This window comes from Methylocystis sp. B8, assembly GCF_005771425.1.
In the GTDB taxonomy this organism is placed as follows: Bacteria; Pseudomonadota; Alphaproteobacteria; order Rhizobiales; family Beijerinckiaceae; genus Methylocystis.
In genome coordinates this window covers 100823-120602 of record NZ_VBTZ01000009.1, presented here as the reverse complement: position 1 = coordinate 120602, position 19780 = coordinate 100823, and the positions used below count along the sequence as shown (strand labels likewise).

Here is a 19780-nt window from a genome sequence, read left to right as displayed (position 1 = left end):
CGGGCTCTCTGAGGAAGAGGCGACGGCGCTGATCGTCAACGGCTTCGTGCGCGACGTGCTGCAGCAACTGCCGATGGAGTTCGCGGTCGAGGCGCAGAAGCTGATCTCCATCTCGCTCGAAGGGAGCGTGGGATGAAGGTTCAGCGTCATGGCTTCGCTGGTCCAGGCTATCCACGCCAACGCACATCGCGACGGTCGACGAACGATTAAGGACGCCAAAACATGGGTGGCCGGCTCAAGGCCGGCCATGACGCCAGAGAGACCGGTAAGAGTTTTTTGCAATGCTCGAAATTAAAGATTTGCACGTCTCCGTCGGCGAGCGTGAAATTCTCAAGGGTCTTACGCTGAGCGTAAAGGCCGGCGAAGTTGCGGCGATCATGGGACCGAATGGCACCGGCAAATCAACTCTCTCTTACGTCATCTCCGGCCGCGAAGGCTATGAGGCGACGCAAGGCGAAGTGCGGCTCAATGGAGAAAACATTCTCGACCTCGATCCCGCTGAGCGCGCCGCCAAGGGCATTTTCCTCGCGTTCCAATATCCGGTAGAAATTCCCGGGGTCGCGACGATGACCTTTCTCAAGGCGGCGATGAACGCTCAGCGTCGCGCCCGCGGCGAAGAAGAGCTGGCGACGCCGGATTTCATGAAGCGCGTCAAAGACGCCTCCGCGCAACTCGGCGTCAGCCAGGAGATGCTGCGGAGGCCGCTTAACGCCGGCTTCTCCGGCGGCGAGAAGAAGCGGATGGAAATTTTGCAAATGGCGCTTCTTCAGCCGCGTCTCGCTATTCTCGATGAAACGGATTCGGGGCTCGACATTGACGCCCTGCGCGTCGTCGCGGACGGCGTCAATGCGCTGCGCGCGCCCGAGCGCGCCTTCGTCGTCATCACGCATTATCAACGCCTGCTCGAATATATCAGGCCCGACACGGTGCATGTGATGGCGCAAGGGCGCATCATGCGGTCCGGCGGTCCTGAGCTTGCTCTGGAGCTCGAAGAGCGCGGCTATCAAGATTACATCGCGCAAGAGGCAGCGTGAGGCGATGATCAAGCTGGCGAGCGAAGCGGAAGCGACGCTTTCCTCCTTTTACGAAGAGATGCGCGACAAGGGCGCGCAGCGTCTCCGAGCGGCCGCCTGGGCGGCGTTCTCGGAGCTTGGCCTGCCGAACCGCCGCGTGGAGTCGTGGCATTATACTGACCTCAAGACTGCGATGAGCAGACCTGCGCCGCTCGCCACCGCTTCCCATGGCGCTTTGTCGCTGCCGCGCGCGCATGACTCGCTGCGGCTTGTCACGCTCGACGGCGTTTTCAGGCCAGATCTCTCCGATATCGCGCGGCTTCCCGGTGGCGTCGCCATCCAATCGCTGCGTGGCGCGCTGGCGGAGGGCAAGCTGCATGTGATGTCGGCGCTCGCCAGCGCAGATATTGGCGCCCAGGACTCGATGCTCGCCCTCAATGCGGCGCTGATGCAGGACGGCGTCGTCATTCAGATTGCTTCCGGCGCGCGGATCGACCGCGCAATCGAACTTGCGACATTTACGTCAGCGGAAGCGGCGCAGTCGACCTATACGCGCGCGCTCGTGATGCTGGGCGAGGGCGCTCAAGCGACTTTGATCGAAACTCTTGGCGCGCTGACGGCGGCGCCGGCGCAGGACAATAGCGCGCTCCTGCTTCGGTTGGCGCCGAATGCGCGTGTCGATCTCGTCACGCATGTTTCAGGCGGCGTCGATCAATCGATCCGCATTGCCTCGTTGCTGGCGCATCTTGATGCGGGCGCAACGATCAATTCCTTCGCGTTGACTGAAGGCGATGGGCTCAATCGCCGGCAGATTTTCGTGCGCCTCGATGGGGAGAAGGCCAGCGCCGTCTTCAATGGCGCGACCTTGGGACGCGGCAGGTTGCATGCGGACACGACTCTGGTCGTCGACCATGCGAAGCCGAACGGCGAAAGCCGTGAAGTTTTTCGCAATATTCTCGACGATCAGAGCGTAGGCGTGTTTCAAGGCAAGGTCATCGTGCGTCCCGGCGCCCAGAAGACGGACGGGGCCATGCAGTCGAAGGCGCTGCTGCTCTCCGAACAGGCGACGATGAACAATAAGCCGGAGCTCGAAATCTTCGCCGACGACGTGCAATGTGGACATGGCGCGACTTGCGGCAGGCTCGATAAGGACCAGTTGTTCTATCTCGGCGCGCGCGGATTGCCGCGGCGTGAGGCCGAGGCCTTGCTGATCGAAGGCTTCGCCAATGAGGCGATGGAGGCGCTCGAGGACGATCAGTTGAAGGCGTTTCTTGGCGAGCGCGTCAGCGCGTGGCTTTCTCGAAGGATCAATCGATGAACGAGATTGCGCGCATTGAAACGGCGTACGACATTGAAGCAGTTCGTGCCGACTTCCCGATTCTGGCGGAACGCCCCTATGGAAAGCCGCTCGCCTATCTCGACAACGCCGCTTCGGCGCAAAAGCCGCGCGCCGTGCTCGAACGGTTGACTCAGTTCTACGAGCATGAATACGCCAATGTGCATCGCGGCCTGCATTATCTCGCCAATGCGGCGACGGAGGGCTATGAGGGCGCGCGCGAAACGGTGCGCCGCTTCCTCAATGCGGAATCGACCGACGAGATCATTTTCACCCGCGGCGCGACCGAGGCCTTGAACCTGGTCGCCGCGTCCTTCGGCGAGGCGCATATTCGCGAAGGCGACGAGATTATCCTCTCGGTGATGGAGCATCACTCCAACATCGTTCCTTGGCATTTCCTGCGCGAGCGCAAAGGCGCTGTGCTGAAGTGGCTCGAGGTCGACGACGACGGCCGCTTCGCGCTCGAGGCGCTTGAGAAGCTCATTTCGAAGCGAACGAAGATCGTCGCGCTCACGCATATGTCGAATGTGCTCGGCGCGCCGGTTCCAATCGCTGATGTCGCGCGCATCGCCCATGCGCATGGGGTTCCGCTCTGCGTCGACGGTTCGCAGGGCGCCGTGCATCTGGATGTCGACGTGCAGGCGCTCGACGCCGACTTCTATGTGCTGACCGGCCACAAACTCTATGGCCCGACCGGAATCGGCGCGCTTTACGGCAAGCGTAAATGGCTGGAAGCGTTGCCGCCCTACGCTGGCGGCGGCGAGATGATCGAAACCGTGACGCTCGACGCCGTCACTTATAACGACCCGCCGCACCGTTTCGAAGCAGGCACGCCTCCCATCGCCCAGGCCGTCGGGCTCGGCGCCGCGCTCGACTATATGGAGCGCATTGGCCGGGACGCGATCCGGGAGCATGAAGCGGGTCTGACGGCATACGCGCATCAGAGACTGTCGCAGATTGAAGGGTTGAGAATCTATGGCCAGGCGCCCGATAAGGGACCGATCGTATCCTTCGATATGGCGTCGGCGCATGCGCACGACATCGCCACGGTGATCGATCGTTCCGGCATCGCCGTGCGAGCCGGGACGCATTGCGCGATGCCGCTTCTTTCCCGTTTCGGCGTCACCTCCACCTGTCGCGCATCCTTTGCGCTATACAATAGGCGCGAGGAGATCGACCGGCTGGCGGAAGCGCTTGAAAAAGCCCGCTCTCTTTTCGCCTGAGGAGAATTTCGTGTTCATGAACGATGCTCCGAACACAAGCGAAACCGATCGCGCCTCAGCGGCGGATCAAACGTCTCAGGCCATTGAAAATGAGCGCTTGGCGAACGACCTCGTAAAGGCGCTGAAGACCGTCTACGATCCAGAAATTCCGGCCGATATCTACGAACTCGGCCTGATCTACCGGGTCGACATCTCCGATGACGGACTTGTCGAAATCGACATGACGCTGACCGCGCCAGGCTGTCCAGTCGCGGGCGAAATGCCGATCTGGGTCAAGAATGCGGTCAGCGCCGTGCCCGGCGTCAGCGACGTGAAGGTGAACATGGTGTTTGATCCTCCTTGGGATCAAAGCCGTATGTCCGACGAAGCGCGCATCGCGCTCGACATGTGGTGAACGCGCTTTCTTAGGGGAAGAATTTTGCAAATGACTGCTATCCAGAAAATGAGCGTGATGAATGTCAGCCCGGCGGCGGCCGAGCGCGTGCGCGCGCTGTTGGCCACAGCCGACGAAGGGCAAGGGCTGCGCGTCTCAGTGGAGAAGGGCGGCTGCGCCGGCATGTCCTACAAAATGGACATCGCCGAACCCAAAAAGGGCGACGAGATCATCGACGTTGAGGGCGGCCGAGTGATCGTCGACGCCGCGGCGGTGCTCTATCTGCTCGGCACGACAATGGACGTGAAAACGACGCAGTTCTCGTCGACCTTCGTATTCGAAAACCCCAATCAGACATCAGCCTGCGGTTGCGGCGAAAGCGTCGAGCTGACACCGGCCAACCTTGGAAAGGTCGGCGCCGCGCCGGAGATCGGGAGTTCCTGAAGTCAACGGAGTCGCTGTGGACCGCGCGCGTATCGAAGAGCTTTTCGCCCCCTTTACCGCGGTGTCCGTGAAGCGCATGTTCAGCGGCCATGGCGTTTACGTCGATGGCCTCTTCTTTGCCATTGAAGCTGGCGGCGAAATCTACCTAAAGGCCGATCGCCATAGCGCGCCGCAGTTTCAAGCGGCAGGCTGCCGGCCTTTCACCTATCAGGGCAAGGATCGACCGATCACCATTTCCTATTGGAGCCTTCCTGACTGCGCGCTCGAAGACGATGACGAGCTCATTCGTTGGGCCAAATTGGCGGTCGAGGCCGCGCTTCGGGCGGGTGAAAAAAACAGAAGCCGGCCGTCGGAAAGCCCGAGACGGCAAGAGGCCGGCGGCCGTCGACAAAGATCGCTAACAAGACGATAAACGACTGAATTATCTTGATCTTCTTGAGCAGCCGATGCTGGCGTCGCGCGCTCGAATCGCCTATAGACATATGACCTAGACGCTATCCTTGAACTGGCGCGCAATTGGCCGACGACGAAACAAAAAAAGACGATTCCGACAAGCCCGGCTCCGACATTAAGCCGGTCTCGATCACCGACGAGATGAAGCGCAGCTATCTCGATTACGCGATGAGCGTGATCGTTTCGCGCGCGCTGCCGGACGTCCGTGACGGTTTGAAGCCGGTGCATCGTCGCATTCTGTTTTCGATGCATGAGAACGGGCATACGCCGGACAAGGCTTATGTGAAGTCGGCGCGCATCGTCGGCGACGTGATGGGTAAATACCACCCGCATGGCGACGCGGCGATCTATGACGCGCTTGTGCGCATGGCGCAGCCCTTTTCGATGCGCCTGCCGCTTATCGACGGGCAGGGCAATTTTGGTTCGGTCGACAATGATCCGCCGGCGGCGATGCGCTACACCGAGTCGCGGCTCGCGAAGCCTGCGCTCGCGCTGCTCGAAGACATCGACGAAGGCACTGTCGACTTCCAGGCCAATTACGATGGCAAGGAACAGGAGCCGACGGTCCTGCCGGCTCGTTTCCCCAATCTGCTGGTCAATGGCGCCGGCGGCATCGCCGTCGGCATGGCGACGAACATTCCGCCGCATAATCTTGGCGAGGTGATCGACGCCTGCGTCGCGATGATCGATCGGCCCGACATCAGCGTCGCTGAGCTGATGGAGATCGTGCCGGGTCCGGACTTCCCGACCGCCGCGACGATCCTCGGTCGCGGCGGCATCCGCAACGCCTTCGCCACCGGCCGCGGTTCGATCATCATGCGTGCGAAGTCGGAAATTGAGACTTTGCGCAAGGATCGCGAGGCGATCATCTTCACAGAAATTCCCTATCAGGTGAACAAGGCGGCGCTGATTGAGCGCATCGCCGATCTGGTGCGGGAGAAGAAGATCGAAGGCGTCGCCGATCTGCGCGACGAGTCCGATCGCGACGGCATGCGAATCGTCGTCGAATTGAAGCGTGAGGCCGTCGCCGACGTTGTTTTGAACCAGCTTTGGCGTCACACCGCGCTTCAGACAAGTTTTCCCGTCAATATGATCGCGCTGAATGGCGGGCGCCCGGAGCTGATGACGCTCCATGACGTATTGCGCTCCTTCGTCGATTTCCGCGAAACGGTGGTCACGCGGCGCACCAAGTTTCGCCTCGCCAAGGCGCGGGACAACGCGCATCTGCAAGTGGGTCTCGCCATCGCGGTGGCGAATATCGACGAAGTCATTCGCCTTATCCGCACGTCGCCTGATGCAGCCGCGGCGCGCGAGGCGCTGATGGCGCGTGACTGGCCGGCGAAGGACATGGCGCCGCTCGTCGAGCTGATCGCCGATCCGCGACACAAGCTCACCGATGACGGAACCATCAGGCTCTCAGAAGCGCAGGCGCGCGCCATTCTCGATCTACGTCTGCAGCGGCTGACGGCGCTCGGTCGCGAAGAGATCTCCGAAGCCTTAAATAAGCTTGCCGCTGAGATCGCCGATTACCTCGATATTTTGCGCTCGCGCGAACGTCTCTTCGGCATCGTCAAGGATGAACTGTTGGCGGTGAGGGAGGCGTACGCCACGCCACGCCGCACCCAAATCATCGAGGCGGACGGCGAGGTCGAGGATGAGGACCTGATCGCGCGCGAAGATATGGTCGTCACCGTCTCGCACGCCGGCTATATCAAGCGCGTGCCGCTCTCGACCTATCGCGCCCAGAGACGCGGCGGCAAGGGCCGATCCGGCATGCAGACGAAGGAAGAAGATTTCGTTCACCGCCTCTTCGTCGCCAATACCCATACGCCAGTGCTGTTCTTTTCCTCGCTCGGCAAGGCCTATAAGGAAAAGGTCTGGCGATTGCCGCTTTCCGCCCCGCAGGCGCGCGGCAAGGCGCTCGTCAATCTCCTGCCACTTGAGCAAAGCGAGCGGATCACCACCATCATGCCGCTGCCGGAGGACGAAGAGAGCTGGGCGACGCTCGACGTCATCTTCGCGACGACGGGCGGCACGGTGAGACGCAATAAACTCTCCGATTTCGTCGACGTTCGACGCAATGGACTGATCGCCATGAAGCTTGACGAAGGCGAAGCGATCGTCGACGTCGCGACCGCGACTGAGCATGACGACGTATTGCTGACGACGCGCGACGGACAATGCATCCGCTTTGCCGTGCCGGAGGTCAGGGTCTTCCAGGGCCGTACCTCGATGGGCGTGCGCGGCGTGGCGCTCGGACCCGACGATCGAGTGATCTCACTTTCCATCCTCAATCATTTCGAGGCGACCGGCGAGGAGCGCTCGGCCTATTTGAAGCGCGCCAATGCGCTGCGCCGCCGCATGGGCGAGGACGTTTCGCCTGAAGCTGGGACCGAGACTGAAGAGGCGACAGGCGCCGTCGAGCTGTCGGACACGCGCTTCTATGAGATGCAGGCGGCTGAGCAGATCATTCTAACCGTCTCCGAGAACGGATACGGAAAGCGCACAAGCTCTTACGAGTATCGTACGACGGGGCGCGGTGGCAAAGGCATTGTCGCCATGGCGGTGAACGCCAGGAACGGCAAACTGGTCGCCTCCTTCCCCGTTGGTCAAGGCGATGAAATCATGCTGGTGACCGACGGCGGCCAGCTGATCCGCTGCTCGGTCGATGGCATACGCATCGCCGGGCGCGGCGCTCAGGGCGTCATCGTGTTCGACACGGCCGAAGACGAGCGCGTCGTTTCCGTTGAGCATATTGGCGACGTTGGCGAAGGCGAGGACGCCCAGAGCTAGTTAATCGCTTCAAATTGGGGCAGGCGCATGAGCGAGGGCGACGAGGCAGAGGGGCCCGTGCTGGTCACCGGCGCGTCGCGTCGTATCGGCCTCGCCATCGCCGAGCGCTTCGCGCGCGAGCGTCGGCCCGTCGTGTTGCACGCATCTCCGCGCTCGGGGGAGGAGGTGGAGCTCGCGGCGCATGCAATCAGGCAGCGCGGCGGCCGCGCGGCGACAGCGATTGCCGATCTTGCCGACGCAGCTCCGACGCAGCGCCTGATCGAGCAAGCGGGCGAAGCCTTTGGACCTTTGAGGCTCCTCATCAACAACGCCTCGATTTTCGAGATCGACGCGGCGAAGGATTTCTCATTGGAGCTTTATGAGCGGCAGATGCAGATCAATCTGCGCGCGCCGCTGCTGCTGTCGCGCGACTTTGCGGCGGCGCTGCCCGGGAGCGCCAATGGCGCGATCATAAATATGCTCGACCAACGGGTCTGGCGTCTAACGCCTCGCCATTTCACCTACACATTGTCCAAGTCGGCGCTGTGGTCGGCGACGCTCACCATGGCGCAGGCCTTCGCCCCTCGTATCCGCGTGAATGCGGTCGGGCCGGGGCCGGTCTTTCCCAACGCCGCGCTTGGCGAGCGGGAGTTCGAAATGGAAGCGCGCGGGGTGCCGCTAGAGCGCGCCGCTGACGTCTCGGGCGTCGTGGACGCCGTCGTCTACCTCAGCCGAGCCAAAAGCGTGACCGGGCAGATGATCGCCGTCGACAGCGGCCAGCATCTGGGCTGGCGCACGCCGGATATTGGACCGGAATAGGGTAGGCGTCGTTGGGCTAATCGGCGCTCGGCAGCCGGCGGATCGTAAACTCGATGCGGCCGTCTTCCAGTTCGCGCCAGAACTCGATCTCAGTCATATAGGCGGCCTTGGGGAAGCGCTCGAACCATTCGCGCGCCTTCGCCCGCGCTTCGCTTCTCTCCAGCGTGAAGGTCTCACGCCGCCAGCCATTTGTGCGCGCGCTTCGCTTTTCGGCGACTCTCTTCGCAATATCCTTTGGCGTGTTTTTCGATACGGGCATGGCCGCGTCCCCGTGATCAATTTAGCGCAATCCGAGAGACAGAGGAGCCTCGTTCATTTTGGGGTAAATATATTCTGTTAACTTAGTTCAAATCTTCCCGACGCGCTCGGATGCGCTTTCCTATCGGGCTGAAGCAAGCTAAATCCCATTTCATGCCTGAGCGTCCCCCCTACATGATCACGACAGCCATTCCTTATGCAAATGGCGCGCCGCATATCGGCCACGCCTATGAGCGCATCGCGACCGACGCCTTCGCCCGATGGAAGAGGCTTGACGGCTATGACGTGCTGTTCGTCACCGGCATGGATGAACACGGGCAGAAGATGCAGCGCACGGCGGAGAAGGAAGGGCTGACGCCGCTGGCGCTCGCTGACCGAACCGCTGCACAATTCGCCCGCATGGGCGAGGCGCTGAACGCCCGCGCGGACGACATCGTGCGCACGACTCAGGGGCGCCACAAGCAAACGGTGCTCGAAATCTGGCGGCGCATGGAGGCGAATGGCGATCTCTATCTCTCCAAATACGCCGGCTGGTATTCGGTGCGCGACGAGGCCTATTACGACGAAGACGAACTCGCCGAACGGGATGGCAAGAAATTCGCGCCGACCGGCACGCCGGTTGAATGGGTGGAAGAGGAGAGCTGGTTCTTCAAACTGTCGGCCTATGCGGAAAGGCTCCTCGCCCATTATTCGGCGTATCCGGAATTCATCACGCCGGAACACTATCGGAACGAGATTGTCGCCTTCGTGAAGCGGGGACTGACCGATCTCTCGGTTTCCCGCACCACTTTCGACTGGGGCATCGAGATTCCGCCAGGCCAGCACACCAGCGCAAAGCACGTAATGTATGTCTGGGTCGATGCTCTTACGAATTACGTAACAGCTACAGGATACCTTACGGAAGGCGGAAACAAGGCGCATTTCTGGCCCGCCGACGCTCATGTCATCGGCAAGGACATCACCCGCTTTCACGCGATCTACTGGCCGGCGTTTCTAATGTCTGCAGGGGCGCCGTTGCCCAAGCAGATCGTCGTGCATGGTTTTCTGTTCTCCAAGGGCGAGAAGATGTCGAAGTCGGTCGGCAATGTCGTCGATCCGATCGATCTCGCGGAGCGTTATGGCGTCGATCAGTTGCGCTATTTCTTCCTGCGCGAAATTCCCTTCGGGCAAGACGGCAATTATTCGCACGAGGCGATCGTCAACCGCATCAACGCCGACCTCGCCAATGACCTCGGCAATCTTGCGCAACGATCGCTGTCAATGATCGCCAAAAATTGCATGGGCGCCGTACCGCGTAAACATACGCTTACGGATGCGGACAGGGACATTCTCGCTCAGGCGGCCGACGTTCTTGAGAAGGCGCGCGCCTCCATGGAGGATTACGCGCCGCATCACGCGCTTGCTGAAATTTTTCGCGTCGTCGCCGAAGCCAACCGCTATTTCGCGGCGGAGGAGCCTTGGGCGAAGAAGAAGACTGACCCTGGGCGCATGGAGACCGTCCTCTACGTCACGGCCGAAACGCTGCGCCGGCTGGCGATTCCCTTGCAACCGTTCATGCCCGAATCGGCTGGCAAGCTCCTCGATCTTCTGGACGTCGGTCCAGACGAGCGGAACTTCGCTCACGCCGGCGAGGGGAACGCTCTTCAGGAAGGGGCCCCGCTTCCGCCGCCAACGCCGGTTTTCCCACGATTCATGGAGGAGGAGGCGGATAGTCGCGCTCCGCCAACGGCAGGCGGCTAATCCCACCGTCCACCGAAACGAGTCCGAACGCTCTCGCGCCGCCACGCGCTCACCACAATCATGCATTTCAAATGGCGGCGCGGCGGCAGCGAAATGGCGTTGGTCTGCACGGACTTGTCGGACAAAGCTTGGGCGTGCAAGATGAAACATCGACTCCTTCGAGAGGAGCCGTCCGGCGCGCCGCTCAATTGAGCGCTTGCGTCAGCAGCGTCCGCCTTCGTTATGTCAGGTCTTCGGACCGGCTCTTTTCTCACTAAAGGAACTCACGGATGGCGCGTGGCATTTCAACAATCCTGACGGCGGTCATCTTCGGCGCGATCGGCTTTGGACTGGGCATCTACGCCGCGCCGACCGAAGGCGTCGCCAATCTCAAGGCCGCGATCGAGGGCCGCTTCAAACCGGCGGCTCCAACGGAAGAGGCGGCGCCGAGCGAAGCGACGGCGACGCCAGTCGAATCGGAGCCCGCACAACCCGACACGGCGGCGACACCGGGGCCTGAAGCGCCTCCGGCCGAGCAGCCGGCAGTCGTCGAGACTCCCCCTGTGGAGCGCGCGCCCGCGCCCGCGCCGGCTCCCGCGGTCACCGAAGCGCCGCCTCCAGCTCCGGCGCCCGCGCCAGCAGCCACGCCCGTGGCTGCGCCTGATCCGGCGGCTGCGGAGCCCGCGCCAAAGCCGAAGCCCAAGCCCAAGCCCAAGGCTAAACCCAAGCCGAAGGCGGCCGCTCCGGAGGAGCCTGCGGCCGAACAGCCGGCACAGCAATAAAGCGACTAAACAGCGCGCCGCCGACGCCCGAACCCGAGAGCAGGGACGCGTCGTGCGGCGAGTTGTTGTCTTCCGCTTCGAGACTGACATTGTGATGAGCGACGCTGCGCGCTTCGTCGGCGATATTCCCACTCACTACGACCGCAGCCTCGGCCCGGTAATCTTTGATGATTACGCAGCGGACATTGCGCGTCGTGTCGCCGAGAGCGCTCCGACCGATGTGCTCGAAACGGCGGCCGGCACGGGAATCGTCACACGCAAGCTGCGCGATGCGCTCGGCCCGCAGGCGCGACTGACCGCGACTGACCTCAATGAGCCGATGCTCGAAGTGGCGAAGTCGAAATTCAGTGCTGAAGAACAGGTGACGTTCCGGCCGGCCAATGCGACGGCTTTGCCTTTCGCAGATGGGGCTTTCGACGCGATCATCTGTCAGTTCGGGCTGATGTTCTTCCCCGATAAGGCGGACGCGCATCGCGAGGCGCGCCGCGCGCTGCGACGGGGCGGCCGCTATCTCTTCAGCGTCTGGGATTCGCCGCGCTACAATCCTTTCTCCCGATTAGGGCTGGAGGTGATCGAGCGCTTCTTTCCCGACGATCCGCCACAATTTTTGAGAGCGCCATTTTCATGCGCCGAGATCGACCCGATCAAAGAATCGCTGATCGACGCCGGTTTTATGGACATCACCGTTTCCGTTCAGTCGCGCGTCAAGGACGTGGCTAATCCGGTGGATTTCGCCAAGGGACTCGTTTTCGGCAGTCCGCTCTTTGAGCAGCTCCGCGAACGCGGCGGCGTGCGCGCCGAGACGATTGTCGAAGCGCTAGCGGAAAGGCTTACGGAAGAGCTCGGCCAAAATCCCATGCGCCTGCCGATGCAGGCGATTCTTTACGAGGCGCGGGCGGCGTAGCGAGCGCTACTGCGGCGCGGTCATCAGCTCGAGCACATGGCCATCGGGACTTTTGAAATAGACGCCTCGGCCGCCGTTCCAGTCATTGAGCTGCCCGTCCGTAAACCGGCCGGGAGCGCTTCCAAAGGCTATGCCTTCGTCCTTCACGCGTCCGAATATCTCGTCAAATTCTTTGTCGGTAACGTGGAACGCATAGTGGCTGGACCCGAAGCCTTCATCCTTATCGAATAGCAGGGTTAGTTCGCTGTTGATCTTCACCGGCGCGAAATGGCCCTTGGAGCCGCCGTAGCGCAAACCAAAAATGTGCGCGAACCAGCGCGCCGCCGCGTCATTGTCGCGCGCCGGCACGATTGTGTGATTGAGGATGATGGCCATCGATTAAGCTCCGCTTGTCTGTTGACGAATAGAGATGGGAATTGGCGCGCCGCCAGTCACGAGCGTTGCGGCGTTATTCGCCGTCGGACCAGGAGGCTGACAGCGTCCCATCCGCGTGACGCACGCGAACGCCGAACGGCGCGCTTTCGCGATCGAGCGTATGCGCGAGCCATTCGGCGTCGGCTGTCGACGCGCGTTCGAGGCGCAAGCGGCGCATATGCAGTGGGACCACTCGAAGTCGGATGAGATCGCCGGTCGCCGCATCGATTTCCGCGAAATACATCAGCGAAAGATCGCCGCGATAGCTTTCATACCCGCTGATGCCTTCATAGTCGTTCAGGAAGTCTCCGCAGCCATAAAGGACCAAACGGTTGCGATAGACCTCAAGCCCCTTCGGATGGTGCGACGAATGTCCGTGAATGATGGCGGCGCCGGCCTCTTCGATCAGCCGATGCGCGAACTGTTGTTGGGCGTTTGAAACGTGATAGCTCCAGTTCGAGCCCCAGTGGATCGAAATCACCAGAATGTCGCCGGGCAGTGCAGCGCGTCTCGCCAACTCGCAGGCCAAGTCGATGTTTTCCGCGGAAAGGTCAGGCAGAAGATTGACTCCCGGAGCAGCGCGCGTCGCCGCCCAGTCGAGGGGCGTCCCGCTGTCGGGCAGGGCGAAGGACACAACGACCACACGTCCCTTTTGAGGGATGTCCAGGATGGCTGGTCGCCGCGCCTCGTCGATCGTGCATCCCGCGCCGGCGACAGAAATGCCCAGACGCGCAAGCGTGTCGAGCGTCTCAAAGAGGCCGGTCGGCCCCCAATCGAGAACATGATTGTTCGCGAGCGAACAACAATCGATTTCGGCGACGCGTAGACATTCTGCGTTCTGCGGACTGACGCGATAATTGATCGCCTTGTGTTCGGCGGTCTCGCTGCGCGTCACGCTTGTTTCGAGATTGATGATGCGAGCGTCAGGCGCGCGGTCGCGAAGCTCAGCGAGCGCGTCGCCCCAGATGTAGGAAAGATCGACGCGCCGCGGTATCGGCCCGGACGCCGCTTCGGCCAAGCGGACATATCCTTCGGCCGACGAAACATATTCCTCATAGAGCTTGGGCGGGCAGGGCGAGGGAAGGATCTGATCGACGCCCCGGCCGATCATGACGTCACCGCAGAGGAAGAGCTTGATGATCTGCGCGCCGTCTCGGCGTGGCGGCGCGCCGACCCTCATATCGTGGGCGGAAGATTCTCATCATCGTCGCCGCCGAGAAGCGAGATGATTTCTCCCGCGACATCCTTAAGCGGCGCGCCGGCGCCGAAGACGTCCCGGTCGCCCGACATCCACATCGACGCTTCTTCGACATCGGCGATCGTCGGGCGCAAATCCATGATCGCCGACAGCGTCGCGTCGTCGACATCTCCGAGAATATCGGTCACGTCCTTGATCGTCGCCAGCTGGCGGCCATCGCCGCCTTGCGCGGAAGACTGCGTCAACGATGTCCTCTTCGGTCTGCGTACGCTCCGGCCGAGCTTTTGACGCGATTCGCGGCAAGCTTGAGGCGCGACCGCTTCGCGGCGAGCTTCGTCCAAGGGGCTAACTGATAGCTCCGCATGGCCAAAAATATAGCGCCTCGTTTCTTAGCCGCGAAGGAGCCGGGGCTAAATATTTGTGTTTTCCCGCCGCAGAGCCATATTGCGGCGTTGGCTCAAGCGCGTCATCGAAAGCTTGGAGCCGCCGACGAACGACTGTGCTGTGCTTGGACAATCAAGATAATGCTCCTTCCCGACTGAACCTGATGCTCATCGACACCCATTGCCACCTGGATTTTCCCGATTTCGCGCCCGAACTCGCGGAGACGATCGCGCGCGCCAAAGCGCGCGGCGTCGGCAGGATGATCACGATCTCGACGCATCTGTCGCGCTTCGATCGAGTGAAGGCGATTGCGGAGGCCTATCCGGACGTCTTCTGCACCGTAGGAACGCATCCACACCATTCGCATGAGGAAGCCGAGCCGACGGTTAAAACGCTCGTCACTCTGTCGCAGCACCCAAAATGCGTTGGATTGGGGGAAGCAGGTCTCGATTATCACTATGACCATGCGCCGCGCGACGTGGCGCAGCGCATTTTCCGCATTCACGTCCAAGCCGCCCGCGAAACAGGATTGCCGCTCGTCATCCACACCCGTGATGCCGACGAGGACTGCGCCGCCATTCTGAAAGACGAAATGGGGAAGGGGGCTTTCCCCGCCCTGCTCCATTGCTTCACGAGCGGCCCGGCGCTCGCCCAAACGGCGCTTGAGCTCGGTCTCTATATTTCTTTTTCCGGCGTCGTGACCTTCAAGAACGCCGAGTATCTGCGCGAGATCGCTCGCGACGTGCCGCTGGAGCGGATGCTGGTCGAAACCGACGCGCCTTTCCTTGCGCCAACGCCCCATCGCGGCAAGCGCAATGAGCCGGCCTTCGTCGTCGACACGGCGCGCGCGCTCGCTGAGATCAAGGGGATCAGCGCCGCCGAGTTGGCGATCGCCACAACCGAAAACGCGCTGCGGCTCTTTTCCAAAATGCCGCCTCTGGACGCCGCCGCGTGAGCCTTAGGATCAGGATTCTCGGTTGCAGCTCGTCAGGTGGCGTGCCGCGCGTCGGGCAGGGTTGGGGGAAGTGTAATCCGGACAATCCGAAGAACCGGCGCCGTCGCTGCTCTATTCTCGTTTCGCGCGGGCCGGCCGATGCGGCGACGCAGGTGCTTGTGGACACAGGTCCAGATCTGCGCGAACAGCTCATCGACGCTGATGTCAAGCGGCTCGATGCGATCCTCTACACCCATCCGCACGCTGATCACACCCATGGCGTCGACGACGTGCGCGGCCTGGTCATTATGAGCGGACGACGCATTCCAGCCTATATGGACGAGCCGACGTCGCGATCCTTCGCGACGAAGTTCGACTACATCTTCAAGACGCCGCCCGGCAGCTTCTATCCGCCGCTGATGACCGAACATCGGCTGCATCTGGGGCGCGATGTGACGGTCGACGGACCCGGCGGCGCGATCGTCGCGACGCCTTTTCGCCTCGACCATGGCGACATGGACGCGCTCGGCTTTCGCTTCGACAATGTGGCCTATACGCCCGATCTTCACGCCATTCCGCCGGAGAGCGCGCAATATCTCGAAGGGCTCGATCTCTGGATCATCGACGCGCTACGTCATCAGCGGCATGGCACGCATCTCTCCGTCAGTCAGGCGCTGGATATCATCGCGCACTTCAAACCGAAGCGGGCCGTGCTGACGGATCTGCATGTCGATCTGGACTATGATGCGCTCGCCGCGATGCTGCCGGAAAATGTCACGCCGGCATTCGATGGAATGCTGCTGGAAGTCTGAAAGTCAGGGCCGGCATATGGGCATATAATGAGGTTCCATAATATCGATTATGCGAATCGCGGATGGGACTCTCGGGCTACGCTCCTATCGTTGGAAAGGCTTTCGAGATACACGCCGGTATTCCCCATACCCCCATAAGCTGCAGGCCTCGCGGTTTTCACAGTGACGCTTTGCGTTGACAATGCGACGGGCGCGAAATCTCAAAAGGCGTCAAAATTCCCATGCACGCTTCATCTAAGATGCTGCAAACGCAAACATTCCGCGCGTCCGCGGCAGCTGTCAAACCATGGCGACTATTTGGATTTTTGGATCAGGCCATGGAATTCGCTGGCCTTCCGGGCCGAAGTTCTGGTAAAAGGCTCGCTGCGCGGGACTATATGGCATTCAAGAGGCACATCATCGTCGTTTTCGAACGCGCGCGTTTTCGCGACGCGAACGGGAGCGCCTGGGCGCACAAGGTTGGCATAGCGGTCTTGCCGTTTTTGGCGGAGACGAGCAGGTAAACATGAGCAAAGGTAGAGATTTTCGGGGCCCCCGCAAACGCGGATTCGATGACGACGCCCCGTTTGGTTATGACGCCCCGCGGCCGAGCCGGCCGCCGCGTTCGCAGTTTGGAGGCGGCGGTTTTCCTGACGCGCCGCCGCCAATGTCGAATGAGCCTGCCGTCGACGCCATCGTGAAGTGGTTCAAGCCCGACAAGGGCTTTGGCTTCGTAGAACTCGCCAATGGCACCGGCGACGCCTTCCTCCATATCGGGGCCGTTCAGGCGGCGGGATATGACTCATTGCCGCCCGGCGCAAAATTGCAGGTGCAGGTCACGAGCTCGGTGAAAGGCCAGCAGGTGGCGCGCATTCTCGAGGTCGATCTGGCCGGCGCCGCCGAGCGCGCGCCGCCGCCGCGCACCGGTGGTGGCGGCTTTGACAGCCCCCGGCCCCGTCGTCAGGCGCCCGATCCGTCGACCGCAGTGCCGGTTTCCGGCAAGGTCAAATGGTTCGACGAGACCAAGGGCTTCGGCTTTGTCCAGTCGAACGATGGCGGCAAGGACGTGTTCGTGCACATTTCGATCCTTGCTCCGTCCGGCGTGAACCGGCTTGCCGAAGGCCAACCGGTGACGATGCAGGTTGTCGATACGGCGAAAGGCCGAGAAGCGCTGTCCATCAGCCTGGATTGAGCCGCGTTTAGATAATCTTTCGCGCCGCGATCCTCTTTAGAGGGCCGCGGCGCTTTTCTTTGGGGAAGCTCATGTCGGCCCCACCGCGCGGCGACATCGCCCGGCTGATTGAAATCATGGCGGCGCTACGCACGCTGGGCAGCGGCTGCCCCTGGGATCTCGAACAGGATTTCGCTTCGATCGCGCCCTATACGATCGAAGAGGCGTATGAAGTCGCCGACGCCATCGAGCGCGACGACCTTGCCGATCTCAAGGATGAATTGGGCGATCTCCTGCTGCAGGTCGTGTTCCATGCTCGGATGGCGCAGGAGCTGAGCGCCTTCGCATTCCCTGACGTCGTCGACGCGATCTGCGACAAGCTTATACGCCGGCATCCACACGTGTTTGGCGACGGCCAGTCGCTCGACGCCGACGGTGTGACGGCGCAGTGGAGCGAGATTAAAGCGCGCGAACAGGCGGCGAAGAAGGGGCCCCAGCCGGAGAGCCTGCTCGAGGGCGTGCCGCTCGCCCTACCCGCGCTGACACGCGCGCTAAAGCTTCAACAAAAGGCGTCGAAAGTTGGTTTCGACTGGGACGACGCGCAACAGGTCCTCAATAAGATTCGCGAAGAAACCGAGGAAGTCGCCGCGGAACTCGCCCTTCCCGGCGCGCAGGCTTCGCCGGCGCTCGAAGAGGAAATCGGCGATTTATTGTTCGTCGTCGCCAATCTTGCGCGTCATGCAAAGGTCGATCCCGAACAGGCGCTGCGCCGCGCCAACGCCAAATTCGAGCGGCGCTTCCGCCATATCGAGCAACGCCTCGCCGAGGCGGGGCGTTCACCTGAAGCTGCGTCACTCGACGAGATGGAGTCGTTGTGGGTTGAGGCAAAAGGCTCCGAGCGCAAGCTGCGCTGACGGGTTTGCGGCGCCTCGACTACGACGCGGCTCGTCGGCGCCATGCTCCCGTTTCACGCACTCTTTCAGCTTGCGGAAAGCGTCTCGCGAGACCGTCCGAACGCTCGGGATCGACGCGAACGACAAGGTGGACGCCGCCTTGCGGCAGCACGTCGCGTTCGAGCACCTCGGTATGGGCGTGAAGCCAGGCGAGCCCCTCGCCGTCAGCAGCGTCCAAATCGAGTTCAAACCGAATGCGGCCGGCCGCGAGCGTCGCTTCGACCCGCACCAGCAGTTCGTCGAGCCCCTGCGCGGTCAAGGCCGACACCAGCGTGGGACGGCGGTCAGCCGCGATCCCCCGTGCTGCGGCTTGAAGCGCCGACAGCCGCTCTGGATCGAGCGCGTCAATCTTGTTCCACACCTCGAGGATACGGCCCTCGGCTTCGCCTTTCAGACCGAGTTCACCGAGGATTGCCGAGACGTCCTTCGCTTGCGCTTCCCAGTCTTCGTGCGAAACGTCGCGAATGTGGAGAACCACGTCGGCGAGGGTGACTTCCTCGAGCGTCGCCCGGAAGGCGGAGACGAGCATCGTCGGAAGATCCGAGATGAAGCCCACCGTGTCGGAAAGTAGGATTCGCGCGCCATGCGGCAGTTTGATCTGGCGCAGCGTGGGATCGAGGGTCGCGAAGAGCATGTCCCGCGCGAGCACTTCGGCGCGTGTCAGCCGATTGAAAAGCGTCGACTTTCCTGCGTTTGTGTAGCCGACGAGCGCAACTACGGGATAAGGGACCTCGCGCCGCGTCTTGCGATGCAATGCGCGGGTCCGCTTCACCTTGTCGAGATCGTGTTCGATGCGCCGCATCCGCTCCTCGATCAGGCGCCGGTCGGTCTCGATCTGAGTTTCGCCGGGTCCGCCGAGAAAGCCAAAGCCGCCGCGCTGGCGTTCAAGATGGGTCCAGGAGCGCACGAGCCGCGACTTCTGATAGGCCAGATGCGCAAGCTCGACCTGCAGCGCGCCCTCCTTGGTGCGGGCGCGCTCTCCGAAAATTTCGAGGATGAGCCCGGTCCTGTCGATGACCTTGGCGTCCCACGCCTTTTCGAGATTACGCTGCTGCACGGGCGAAAGCTGGCAGTCCATGCTGACAAGCGCGGCGTCTTTCGCCCTGACGATCTCGGCGATCTCCTCGACCTTGCCCTTTCCAAGATAGCTTGCCGGCCGGACCTCGTTGAGCGATATGGCCGATTGGCCGACGACATCGAGATCGATCGCCTGCGCGAGCCCCACGGCCTCCGCGAGGCGCGCCGCGGAGTCTCTCTCGCGCGCCGCGCCAGCCTGGGCCAGATAGGGGCCAATAACTAATGCGCGCGTCTCGCCGCCGCTTTTCCGCGTCGCGCCGTTCCTTGCTTGCCTATCGACCCTCAATAGCCCTACCGCTGCTTGTCGACCTGCGCTTCTTCATCGCCCGGCTCAAACATTTGTATGGGGTGTCCAGGCATGATCGTCGAGATGGCGTGCTTGTAGACGAGCTGAGAGTGTCCGTCTCGCCGCAGCAATAGGCAAAAATTGTCAAACCAGGTGACGATGCCCTGGAGCTTGACGCCATTGACGAGGAAGATGGTAAGCGGGACTTTATTCTTCCGGACGAAATTCAAAAATGTATCTTGCAGATTTTGCGAACGCTCTGACGACATCGGCTGTCCTGTTCTGTTTTTTGAGCCGAGCGGAATGACGCCGCCCCCAAGGGATCGTTCTTCTTGTTTCGCCGCCATATTCATTAGAACCTTTCAAAAGGCGAAGCGCAAGGTGCGAGTCATGCGGTTGGCCATGCCAATTCATCGAAAGCGTGGTTTCGAAGACCACGCAAGCTCATATCAGGAACCTAAAGCGATACTTTAATA

The 19780-nt window shown here is 61.7% G+C and carries 21 protein-coding genes; 15 read left to right on the top strand and 6 right to left on the bottom strand.

Features of this window, described 5'->3' with window-relative positions; translation table 11 throughout:
• Window positions 1-281 precede the first annotated feature (281 nt).
• From sufC to FEV16_RS14045, 8 genes are all read left to right on the top strand, one after another.
• Complete coding sequence (sufC, locus tag FEV16_RS14080; protein WP_138168253.1) at window positions 282-1034, top strand: Fe-S cluster assembly ATPase SufC; 753 nt, start codon at window positions 282-284, stop codon at window positions 1032-1034.
• 4 nt (window positions 1035-1038) lie between these two features.
• Complete coding sequence (gene sufD / locus FEV16_RS14075; protein ID WP_138168252.1) at window positions 1039-2331, top strand: Fe-S cluster assembly protein SufD; 1293 nt, start codon at window positions 1039-1041, stop codon at window positions 2329-2331.
• Window positions 2328-3572, top strand: a complete 1245-nt coding sequence (locus tag FEV16_RS14070) for a cysteine desulfurase (RefSeq protein WP_138168251.1) — start codon at window positions 2328-2330, stop codon at window positions 3570-3572. Before sufD ends, FEV16_RS14070 begins: the two co-directional genes overlap by 4 nt.
• A gap of 16 nt (window positions 3573-3588) precedes the next feature.
• Window positions 3589-3966: an SUF system Fe-S cluster assembly protein gene (locus FEV16_RS14065; protein WP_138168250.1), complete on the top strand. Its 378-nt coding sequence runs from the start codon at window positions 3589-3591 to the stop codon at window positions 3964-3966.
• Window positions 3967-3996: 30 nt separating this feature from the next.
• Window positions 3997-4389, top strand: coding sequence for an iron-sulfur cluster assembly accessory protein (locus FEV16_RS14060; RefSeq protein ID WP_138168249.1), 393 nt, complete (start codon window positions 3997-3999; stop codon window positions 4387-4389).
• Between the two features lie 16 nt (window positions 4390-4405).
• Complete coding sequence (locus FEV16_RS14055; protein WP_138168248.1) at window positions 4406-4801, top strand: TfoX/Sxy family protein; 396 nt, start codon at window positions 4406-4408, stop codon at window positions 4799-4801.
• 104 nt (window positions 4802-4905) lie between these two features.
• Window positions 4906-7635, top strand: coding sequence for a DNA gyrase subunit A (gene gyrA / locus FEV16_RS14050; protein ID WP_138168247.1), 2730 nt, complete (start codon window positions 4906-4908; stop codon window positions 7633-7635).
• A gap of 27 nt (window positions 7636-7662) precedes the next feature.
• Entirely contained in the window at window positions 7663-8433 is a 771-nt protein-coding gene (locus tag FEV16_RS14045; RefSeq protein WP_138168246.1) for an SDR family oxidoreductase, read from the top strand.
• A 16-nt stretch (window positions 8434-8449) separates the two neighbouring features.
• On the opposite strand, the gene FEV16_RS14040 is transcribed toward FEV16_RS14045, so the two are convergent.
• A complete protein-coding gene (locus tag FEV16_RS14040; RefSeq protein ID WP_138168245.1) occupies window positions 8450-8692 on the bottom strand; it encodes a hypothetical protein in 243 nt (80 codons plus the stop codon).
• Between the two features lie 152 nt (window positions 8693-8844).
• On the opposite strand from FEV16_RS14040, the gene metG reads away from it, so the two are divergent.
• From metG to FEV16_RS14025, 3 genes are all read left to right on the top strand, one after another.
• Window positions 8845-10431, top strand: a complete 1587-nt coding sequence (gene metG, locus FEV16_RS14035) for a methionine--tRNA ligase (RefSeq protein ID WP_281404860.1) — start codon at window positions 8845-8847, stop codon at window positions 10429-10431.
• Window positions 10432-10700: 269 nt separating this feature from the next.
• Entirely contained in the window at window positions 10701-11192 is a 492-nt protein-coding gene (locus FEV16_RS14030) for a hypothetical protein (RefSeq protein WP_210234893.1), read from the top strand.
• A gap of 94 nt (window positions 11193-11286) precedes the next feature.
• Entirely contained in the window at window positions 11287-12096 is an 810-nt protein-coding gene (locus tag FEV16_RS14025) for a methyltransferase domain-containing protein (protein WP_246657343.1), read from the top strand.
• 6 nt (window positions 12097-12102) lie between these two features.
• Here FEV16_RS14025 and FEV16_RS14020 read toward each other — a convergent pair whose 3' ends face one another.
• The 3 genes from FEV16_RS14020 to FEV16_RS14010 all read right to left on the bottom strand — a co-directional run bounded on the left by FEV16_RS14020 (window position 12103) and on the right by FEV16_RS14010 (window position 13953).
• Window positions 12103-12471: a VOC family protein gene (locus FEV16_RS14020; RefSeq protein WP_138168244.1), complete on the bottom strand. Its 369-nt coding sequence runs from the start codon at window positions 12469-12471 to the stop codon at window positions 12103-12105.
• Between the two features lie 73 nt (window positions 12472-12544).
• Window positions 12545-13690, bottom strand: a complete 1146-nt coding sequence (locus FEV16_RS14015; RefSeq protein ID WP_138168243.1) for a CapA family protein — start codon at window positions 13688-13690, stop codon at window positions 12545-12547.
• The gene (locus tag FEV16_RS14010; protein ID WP_138168242.1) at window positions 13687-13953 is read right to left on the bottom strand and encodes a hypothetical protein; all 267 of its coding nucleotides are present in this window, start codon (window positions 13951-13953) and stop codon (window positions 13687-13689) included. The genes FEV16_RS14015 and FEV16_RS14010 overlap by 4 nt, the downstream gene beginning before the upstream one ends.
• Before the next feature lie 302 nt (window positions 13954-14255).
• On the opposite strand from FEV16_RS14010, the gene FEV16_RS14005 reads away from it, so the two are divergent.
• The 4 genes from FEV16_RS14005 (at window position 14256) to mazG (ending at window position 17902) form a co-directional block, all read left to right on the top strand.
• Complete coding sequence (locus FEV16_RS14005; RefSeq protein ID WP_138168241.1) at window positions 14256-15047, top strand: TatD family hydrolase; 792 nt, start codon at window positions 14256-14258, stop codon at window positions 15045-15047.
• On the top strand, window positions 15044-15838 hold the full coding sequence (locus tag FEV16_RS14000; protein ID WP_138168240.1) for an MBL fold metallo-hydrolase: 795 nt from the start codon (window positions 15044-15046) through the stop codon (window positions 15836-15838). The genes FEV16_RS14005 and FEV16_RS14000 overlap by 4 nt, the downstream gene beginning before the upstream one ends.
• 505 nt (window positions 15839-16343) lie before the next feature.
• Window positions 16344-17009 (top strand): cold-shock protein, encoded by a 666-nt coding sequence (locus FEV16_RS13995; RefSeq protein ID WP_246657342.1) that lies wholly within the window; start codon window positions 16344-16346, stop codon window positions 17007-17009.
• Window positions 17010-17080: 71 nt separating this feature from the next.
• Window positions 17081-17902, top strand: coding sequence for a nucleoside triphosphate pyrophosphohydrolase (gene mazG, locus FEV16_RS13990; protein ID WP_138168238.1), 822 nt, complete (start codon window positions 17081-17083; stop codon window positions 17900-17902).
• 19 nt (window positions 17903-17921) lie between these two features.
• Here the strand turns inward: mazG and hflX are convergent, their stop codons facing one another.
• Both hflX and hfq read right to left on the bottom strand, forming a co-directional pair.
• Window positions 17922-19304, bottom strand: a complete 1383-nt coding sequence (gene hflX / locus FEV16_RS13985) for a GTPase HflX (RefSeq protein ID WP_138168237.1) — start codon at window positions 19302-19304, stop codon at window positions 17922-17924.
• A 5-nt stretch (window positions 19305-19309) separates the two neighbouring features.
• Window positions 19310-19573 (bottom strand): RNA chaperone Hfq, encoded by a 264-nt coding sequence (gene hfq / locus FEV16_RS13980; protein WP_138168264.1) that lies wholly within the window; start codon window positions 19571-19573, stop codon window positions 19310-19312.
• Window positions 19574-19780 lie beyond the last annotated feature (207 nt).

What these genes read in the sequence shown, in the direction of transcription:
- sufC (WP_138168253.1), top strand. Translation starts at nt 282, where the DNA reads ATGCTCGAAATTAAAGATTTGCACGTCTCCGTCGGCGAGCGTGAAATT.
- sufD (WP_138168252.1), top strand. Translation starts at nt 1,039, where the DNA reads ATGATCAAGCTGGCGAGCGAAGCGGAAGCGACGCTTTCCTCCTTTTAC.
- FEV16_RS14070 (WP_138168251.1), top strand. Translation starts at nt 2,328, where the DNA reads ATGAACGAGATTGCGCGCATTGAAACGGCGTACGACATTGAAGCAGTT.
- FEV16_RS14065 (WP_138168250.1), top strand. Translation starts at nt 3,589, where the DNA reads ATGAACGATGCTCCGAACACAAGCGAAACCGATCGCGCCTCAGCGGCG.
- FEV16_RS14060 (WP_138168249.1), top strand. Translation starts at nt 3,997, where the DNA reads ATGACTGCTATCCAGAAAATGAGCGTGATGAATGTCAGCCCGGCGGCG.
- FEV16_RS14045 (WP_138168246.1), top strand. Translation starts at nt 7,663, where the DNA reads ATGAGCGAGGGCGACGAGGCAGAGGGGCCCGTGCTGGTCACCGGCGCG.
- FEV16_RS14040 (WP_138168245.1), bottom strand. Translation starts at nt 8,692, where the DNA reads ATGCCCGTATCGAAAAACACGCCAAAGGATATTGCGAAGAGAGTCGCC.
- metG (WP_281404860.1), top strand. Translation starts at nt 8,845, where the DNA reads ATGCCTGAGCGTCCCCCCTACATGATCACGACAGCCATTCCTTATGCA.
- FEV16_RS14030 (WP_210234893.1), top strand. Translation starts at nt 10,701, where the DNA reads ATGGCGCGTGGCATTTCAACAATCCTGACGGCGGTCATCTTCGGCGCG.
- FEV16_RS14025 (WP_246657343.1), top strand. Translation starts at nt 11,287, where the DNA reads ATGAGCGACGCTGCGCGCTTCGTCGGCGATATTCCCACTCACTACGAC.
- FEV16_RS14020 (WP_138168244.1), bottom strand. Translation starts at nt 12,471, where the DNA reads ATGGCCATCATCCTCAATCACACAATCGTGCCGGCGCGCGACAATGAC.
- FEV16_RS14015 (WP_138168243.1), bottom strand. Translation starts at nt 13,690, where the DNA reads ATGAGGGTCGGCGCGCCGCCACGCCGAGACGGCGCGCAGATCATCAAG.
- FEV16_RS14005 (WP_138168241.1), top strand. Translation starts at nt 14,256, where the DNA reads ATGCTCATCGACACCCATTGCCACCTGGATTTTCCCGATTTCGCGCCC.
- FEV16_RS13995 (WP_246657342.1), top strand. Translation starts at nt 16,344, where the DNA reads ATGAGCAAAGGTAGAGATTTTCGGGGCCCCCGCAAACGCGGATTCGAT.
- mazG (WP_138168238.1), top strand. Translation starts at nt 17,081, where the DNA reads ATGTCGGCCCCACCGCGCGGCGACATCGCCCGGCTGATTGAAATCATG.
- hfq (WP_138168264.1), bottom strand. Translation starts at nt 19,573, where the DNA reads ATGTCGTCAGAGCGTTCGCAAAATCTGCAAGATACATTTTTGAATTTC.